10 protein-coding genes are annotated in these 5972 nt (G+C 45.5%); all 10 read right to left on the bottom strand.

The window, feature by feature from the left end; translation table 11 throughout:
• Positions 1-258 precede the first annotated feature (258 nt).
• Positions 259-915 (bottom strand): 50S ribosomal protein L17, encoded by a 657-nt coding sequence (gene rplQ, locus GXO76_00050; protein ID NOY76233.1) that lies wholly within the window; start codon positions 913-915, stop codon positions 259-261.
• A gap of 24 nt (positions 916-939) precedes the next feature.
• Complete coding sequence (locus tag GXO76_00045) at positions 940-1926, bottom strand: DNA-directed RNA polymerase subunit alpha (protein NOY76232.1); 987 nt, start codon at positions 1924-1926, stop codon at positions 940-942.
• 139 nt (positions 1927-2065) lie between these two features.
• Entirely contained in the window at positions 2066-2695 is a 630-nt protein-coding gene (rpsD, locus tag GXO76_00040) for a 30S ribosomal protein S4 (protein ID NOY76231.1), read from the bottom strand.
• A 24-nt stretch (positions 2696-2719) separates the two neighbouring features.
• Complete coding sequence (rpsK, locus tag GXO76_00035; protein ID NOY76230.1) at positions 2720-3112, bottom strand: 30S ribosomal protein S11; 393 nt, start codon at positions 3110-3112, stop codon at positions 2720-2722.
• 46 nt (positions 3113-3158) lie between these two features.
• A complete protein-coding gene (rpsM, locus tag GXO76_00030) occupies positions 3159-3527 on the bottom strand; it encodes a 30S ribosomal protein S13 (GenBank protein ID NOY76229.1) in 369 nt (122 codons plus the stop codon).
• 23 nt (positions 3528-3550) lie between these two features.
• Positions 3551-3664, bottom strand: coding sequence for a 50S ribosomal protein L36 (rpmJ, locus tag GXO76_00025; protein NOY76228.1), 114 nt, complete (start codon positions 3662-3664; stop codon positions 3551-3553).
• A 50-nt stretch (positions 3665-3714) separates the two neighbouring features.
• Positions 3715-3933: a translation initiation factor IF-1 gene (infA, locus tag GXO76_00020; protein NOY76227.1), complete on the bottom strand. Its 219-nt coding sequence runs from the start codon at positions 3931-3933 to the stop codon at positions 3715-3717.
• A 15-nt stretch (positions 3934-3948) separates the two neighbouring features.
• Positions 3949-4698: a type I methionyl aminopeptidase gene (gene map / locus GXO76_00015; GenBank protein ID NOY76226.1), complete on the bottom strand. Its 750-nt coding sequence runs from the start codon at positions 4696-4698 to the stop codon at positions 3949-3951.
• Positions 4695-5351, bottom strand: a complete 657-nt coding sequence (locus tag GXO76_00010; GenBank protein NOY76225.1) for an adenylate kinase — start codon at positions 5349-5351, stop codon at positions 4695-4697. Before GXO76_00010 ends, map begins: the two co-directional genes overlap by 4 nt.
• 15 nt (positions 5352-5366) lie before the next feature.
• A partial coding sequence (locus GXO76_00005) for a preprotein translocase subunit SecY (protein NOY76224.1) occupies positions 5367-5972 on the bottom strand: 606 nt, incomplete at its 5' end.

Below are 5972 nucleotides of genomic sequence, written 5' to 3'. Positions count from 1 at the left end.
GCCCATAACAAACAATATATAGCCTTTTTACCCAAGTCAAGCAATCGGTCAAAAAGAAGCTCTGTCTTATTTAAAAAAGTCATTTTCCCCATAAAAAAGCCTGTAGAACCTTTTTTTATAAGCCATTGCCTGTGTCATAAATCTTGATTTTTTCAAAGCTTTCGTTTATTTTTTATGAAAACAGGTGTTTTTACTTGAAATTGCGTAAAAACAAAAAAGGCAACCCCGGGGTTGCCTTTTTCAACAGAAAACAAATTTTTATTTTTCCTTGGACTCTTCTTCAGAATCCGATTTTGAGTTATCAGGTTCCGGCGCTTCGGGCTCTGACGGGGCCGCTTCATCTTTGGGCGGCTCTGGTGTTTCTTCCGTTGTCGTTTCAGTCGCCTCTTCAGATGTTTCTTCGGCCGGAGCAGGTGCTTCTTTTGCAGCCTTTTCCTCCGTTTCGGCAGAAGCTGTTTCCTCTTCAGAAACCTTTTTCGCTGATTTTTTAGCCTCAGCTTTTTCTTCTTCCGTTTTATGGGTCTTTTTCTCTTCCTTTTTCTGTTTGTGCTTAACCGATTCATAGCCCACAAATTCCAGAAGGGAAATCTCTGCTCCGTCACCCAGGCGTCGTTCAAGGTGGATCACGCGCGTATAGCCGCCGTTCCGATCGGCAAAACTGGGGGCTATTTCATCAAAAAGAATAAACATGGCCGTTTTGTTTCGTAACCGGCTCAGGACTAAACGCCTTGAATTTAAGTCACCCTTTTTGGCCAGAGTAACCAGATGCTCCACGAAACGTTGTGCAGCTTTTGCCTTTGCATGTGTTGTTTTGATCTTTTTTCGCTCGATTAAGGCAGAGGCCAAATTGGCTAACGTCGCTTTGCGATGTTCAGCCGTTCGATTCAACTTGGCGAACGATTTTCTATGTCTCATAAAAATTCACCCAATAGTTTTGATTTATTCGTTCTCGTTGTTTAGATATTTATCCACATCCATTCCAAAATGCAGGCCCAGGCTTTCCAGGACATTGCTCAATTCCGTAAGAGACTTTCGACCGAAATTCCGGAACTTCAGCATTTCCGATTCGTCACGTTTGACCAGATCCGCAATCGTTTCAATATTGGCAGCTTTCAGACAATTGCTCGCCCGCACAGAAAGCTCCAACTCATCCACACTCATCTTCAGAAGCTTCTTAATCCGCAGGGCTTCTTCATCAATTTCCGGCGGGATCTCTTCTTCGGGTTCCACATCGTAATTGATGAATAATTGGATGTGATCCTGAATAATTCTTGCGGCCTGTGTCAGGGCATCGTCCGGGGTAATGCTGCCATCCGTTTTTATTTCGAGAATGAGTTTTTCGAAATCTGTTCGCTGTCCCACGCGTGTTTCTTCCACATGATAGGCCACATTAATAATGGGCGTAAAAATAGCATCGATTGGAACCACGCCGATGGGCTGATCCGGATGCTTGTTCGCTTCAGCCGGCAAATAGCCGCGTCCCCGGGAAATGCGCGCTTCCATATTGAAATCGGCATCCTCATTCAAGGTCGCAATATGATGGTCGGGGTTCAACACCTCAAAATCGGTGGAATCCTGCTGCAAATCTCCAGCTTTAAATTCTTTAGGGCCTTTCAGGTGCAGCGTAATCTTTTCGGGTTTCTTTGCGATCAGCTTAAACCGAACCCCTTTTAAATTCATAATCATTTCAGACACATCTTCTACCATGCCAGGAATTGTTGTAAACTCGTGCAAAACACCATCTACTTTGATGCTGGTAATGGCTGCACCCGGAAGCGACGACAGCAAGACACGACGCAGCGCATTTCCAATGGTTACACCAAAGCCTCTCTCCAAAGGCTGGACGATAAATTTTCCATAATTATTGGAGAACGTTGATTCGTCCAACTCAATTCGTTCTGGCATTTGTAAACTTTGGAAATTCATTAAATTCCTCTCTCCGAAGTTAAAAACCTTATTTATTCAAATTTTTCTTTAAACCACCTACAAACATCCGCCGACGACAGAAACGCCGGGTGAACAAACTCAGGTTCACCAGGGGTGGATTTCGTCCTCGCCCGGATGATTATTTAGAGTACAACTCCACAATCAGGCTTTCATTGACGTTCACTGGAATATCCTGCCGATTCGGCATTTCGAGAAAACGTCCGGAAAGGGTGGCTTTGTCCAGTTCTAACCAGGGAACCAATTTTCCTTCCCTAACACGCTTTAATGAGTCGTGTATAATCTCCATTCGCTTGCTTTTATCTTTCACTTTGACCACATCACCGGGATTAACCAAAAAGGACGGAATATCCACAATACGTCCATTAACGGTTATGTGGCGATGCCTCACCAGCTGACGGGCCGAGTTTCGGGTCGGCGCCAATCCCAGGCGATAAACCACGTTATCCAAACGACGCTCCAGCATCTTCAAGAGGTTTTCGCCGGTAATGCCCCGCTCTTTTTCTGCTTTTTCAAAGTAAATCCGAAATTGTTTTTCAAGCAATCCGTAAATCCGGCGCAGCTTTTGCTTTTCCCGCAACTGAATGCCATATTCAGACAATTTAAAACGCCGCGATTTACCATGCTGACCCGGAATGTAGCTTTTTCGCTCAAAAGGGCATCTATTCGTAAAGCATTTTGTTCCCTTTAAAAAGAGCTTTTCACCCTCTCGCCGACACAATTTACAAACCGGTCCTGTATATCTTGCCATGTAGTAGCCTCCAAAAACCTTGTATTACACTCTTCTTCGTTTTGGTGGACGGCACCCATTATGAGGGATGGGTGTAACGTCCCTGATCGCCTTAATTTCAAGTCCCGCTGCCTGCAGCGAACGAATGGCTGCTTCACGGCCGGATCCGGGGCCCTTTACCAAAACCTCCACTCTCTTCAATCCCAAATCCATCGCTTCTTTAGCCGCATTCTCTGCCGCAAGCTGAGCTGCAAATGGGGTACTTTTTCGTGAGCCTTTAAAGCCCACCTTTCCGGCAGAAGCCCAGGAAATGACATTTCCGTACTGATCGGTCAGAGAAACAATGGTGTTATTGAATGTCGCCCGAATATGAGCCACTCCATTTGCCTCTACCGGGCCCTTTTTTTTGCGTTTTGTGGTCCGTCTAACTTTCGCCAAAATAACCTCCGTACAACGATTAACTTTTTTTCAATAAAATGGATTATTATTTCTTTTTTCCGCCGATACTTGGCTTATGCCCTTTGCGTGTTCGCGCGTTTGTATGCGTTCTCTGTCCGCGGACCGGGAGTCCCATGCGGTGCCGCAACCCGCGATAACAGCCAATATCCATGAGCCGTTTGATGTCCATATTGATTTGTGCACGCAGGGCCCCTTCTACCTTAAAATTCGATTCAATGTAGGATCGAATTTTGGCAGTTTCTTCTTCCGTCATTTCATGAACGCGTTTATCCGGACTAATCCCAGTTGCCACCAGAATTTTGCGCGAGGTCGATGGGCCGATCCCGTAGATGTACGTAAGGGCAACTTCCAAGCGTTTATTTTTAGGCAAATCGATACCTGCAATACGAGCCAAATTAACCTCCTTCGATTAAGCAATTAACCCTGGCGTTGTTTGTGTCGGGGGTTTGTACAAATTACACGTACAACACCCTTTCTCTTTACTATTTTACATTTATCGCACATTTTTTTTACAGATGATCTTACTTTCATTCTATCCTCCAAGAATCAACAAAAAATTTAAAAATTTTTATAAGCAAAGCCTATTTATAGCGATAGATAATCCTGCCCCGTGTTAAATCATACGGGGACAGTTCAACGGTCACCTTGTCGCCGGGTAAAATCTTGATAAAATGCATACGCATTTTCCCGGAAATGTGAGCCAAAATTTTGTGTCCGTTTTCCAATTCTACCCGAAATGTGGCATTGGGTAACGTTTCTGTGATCGTTCCGTCTACGCGAATGGGTTCTTCCTTAGCCATAAGTGTCCTGTTTTTTTAAATGCCTTCTGTTAGAACTTCTGTATGATCCTTAAACAAAGCGATGGTGTGTTCAAAATGCGCGGATGGCTCACCATCAGCCGTTACCACAGTCCATCCATCCGATTCGGTGTACACCTCGTATGTCCCCGCATTTACCATGGGTTCAATAGCCACAACCATTCCTTCACGCAGCCGCGGGCCTTTCCCCGGAGGGCCGTAATTTGGAATTTGCGGCTGTTCCCATACGTCCTTTCCCACACCGTGTCCCACCAGATCCCGCACAACCGAAAACCCGTGTTTCTCTACGTACGTCTGAACTGCGTGGGAAATATCGCTTACACGGTTCCCAACCCGTGCCTGCTCAATCCCTTTCCAAAGCGCCTCTTTTGTCACATCCATTAGTTTTCTCTTCAGATCAGAAACCTTTCCAACGGGATAGGTACGAGCGGCATCCGAATAAAAGCCTTTGTAAATCACCCCCATATCTACCCCTACAATCTGCCCTTCTTCCAGGCGGCGCTTACCCGGAATGCCATGAACAACCTGCTCATCGATCGAAATGCAGGCTGTTCCCGGAAATCCGTGAAATCCCTTGAAAGAAGGTACCCCTCCCCGGGAATGAATATATTTCTCCGCAATTCTGTCGATTTCCGCCGTTGAAATACCCGGCTTTAAATGCCCCTCAATCTCCTTGAATGTATCAACCAAAATCCTGCAGGATTGACGAATCAGATCAATCTCTGATGGCGTCTTAATAATGATCATTTTCCCTTTTCCAAGCCCAGTGCAACCAGTATCTTCTGGTACACATTTTCAATCGAATCGTCGCCATCAATCGTCTTTAAAAGCCCTTTTTCTTTATAAAATTTCTTCAGCGGTGCAGTCTGCTTTTCATAAACTTCCAACCGGTTTCGAACCGTTTCTTCCTTATCATCATCCCGCTGAATAATTGTCCCGCCGCATTTCGGACATTTTCCGTCTTCCGGAGGCGGATCGGTCAGAAGATTGAAAACGGCCCCGCATCGGCTGCACACCCGTCGATTGGTCAGTCGTTGAACAATTTTTTCCGGGTCTACATAGATTTCCAATACCGCATCCAGATCAAGATTCATATCGGTCAACAGCGCATCCAGCGCTTCTGCCTGAGGAATCGTACGCGGAAATCCGTCCAGAATAAATCCTTTTTTTGAATCGGGCTGCGATAGCCTTTCGCGAATAATGCCAATGATCACATCGTCGGGAACCAATTCCCCGCGATCCATATACCTTTTTGCTGTTTTTCCTAAATCCGTTCCTTCACGAACGGCGGCTCTGAGAATATCCCCTGTAGAAATCTGTACAATTCCAAAATGATCCTGCAGTTTCTGCGCTTGCGTTCCCTTGCCAACGCCGGGAGCACCCAACATAATTAAACGCATGGACTGTTCCTTCCGTTAGGCTCTTCTTCTGCCGCGAAGACGACCGGTTTTCATAAAGCCGTCGTAATGGCGCATCAGCAGATGCGATTCCACTTGTTGAAGCGTATCCAGCGCTACACCCACAACAATCAGCAATCCCGTGCCCCCGTAGAAAGAAGCAAAATTGTAGCTCACATTTGTATATTTCATAATGAAATACGGGAATATTGCGATAATTGCCAGGAAAATAGAGCCGGGCAATGTAATTCGCGTCAGGATATAGTCCAGGTACTCGGATGTCTTTTTGCCCGGACGAATACCGGGAATAAAACCGCCGTATTTCTGCATATTTTCCGCAACATCGACCGGATTAAACGTGATAGCCGTGTAAAAATAGGTGAAAAACACAATCATTATTCCGTAAATGAACCAATAAAGCCACGATTGAATGTCAAACATGGCAACCAGTGAAGAGACAAACTCATTGTTTGGGAAAAAGGTTCCAAACGTACTGGGAATAAACATAATCGATTGCGCAAAAATAATCGGCATCACGCCAGCGGTGTTCACCCGCATCGGAATATGCGTGCTGTGTCCGCCGTAAATTTTTCGCCCGACCACACGTTTTGCATATTGAACAGG

The sequence above is a fragment of the Calditrichota bacterium genome (genome assembly GCA_013151735.1).
Lineage (GTDB): Bacteria > Zhuqueibacterota > JdFR-76 > JdFR-76 > BMS3Abin05 > BMS3Abin05.
Note: the sequence above shows the minus strand (reverse complement) of the source record. Positions and strands in the feature narration are given on the sequence as shown.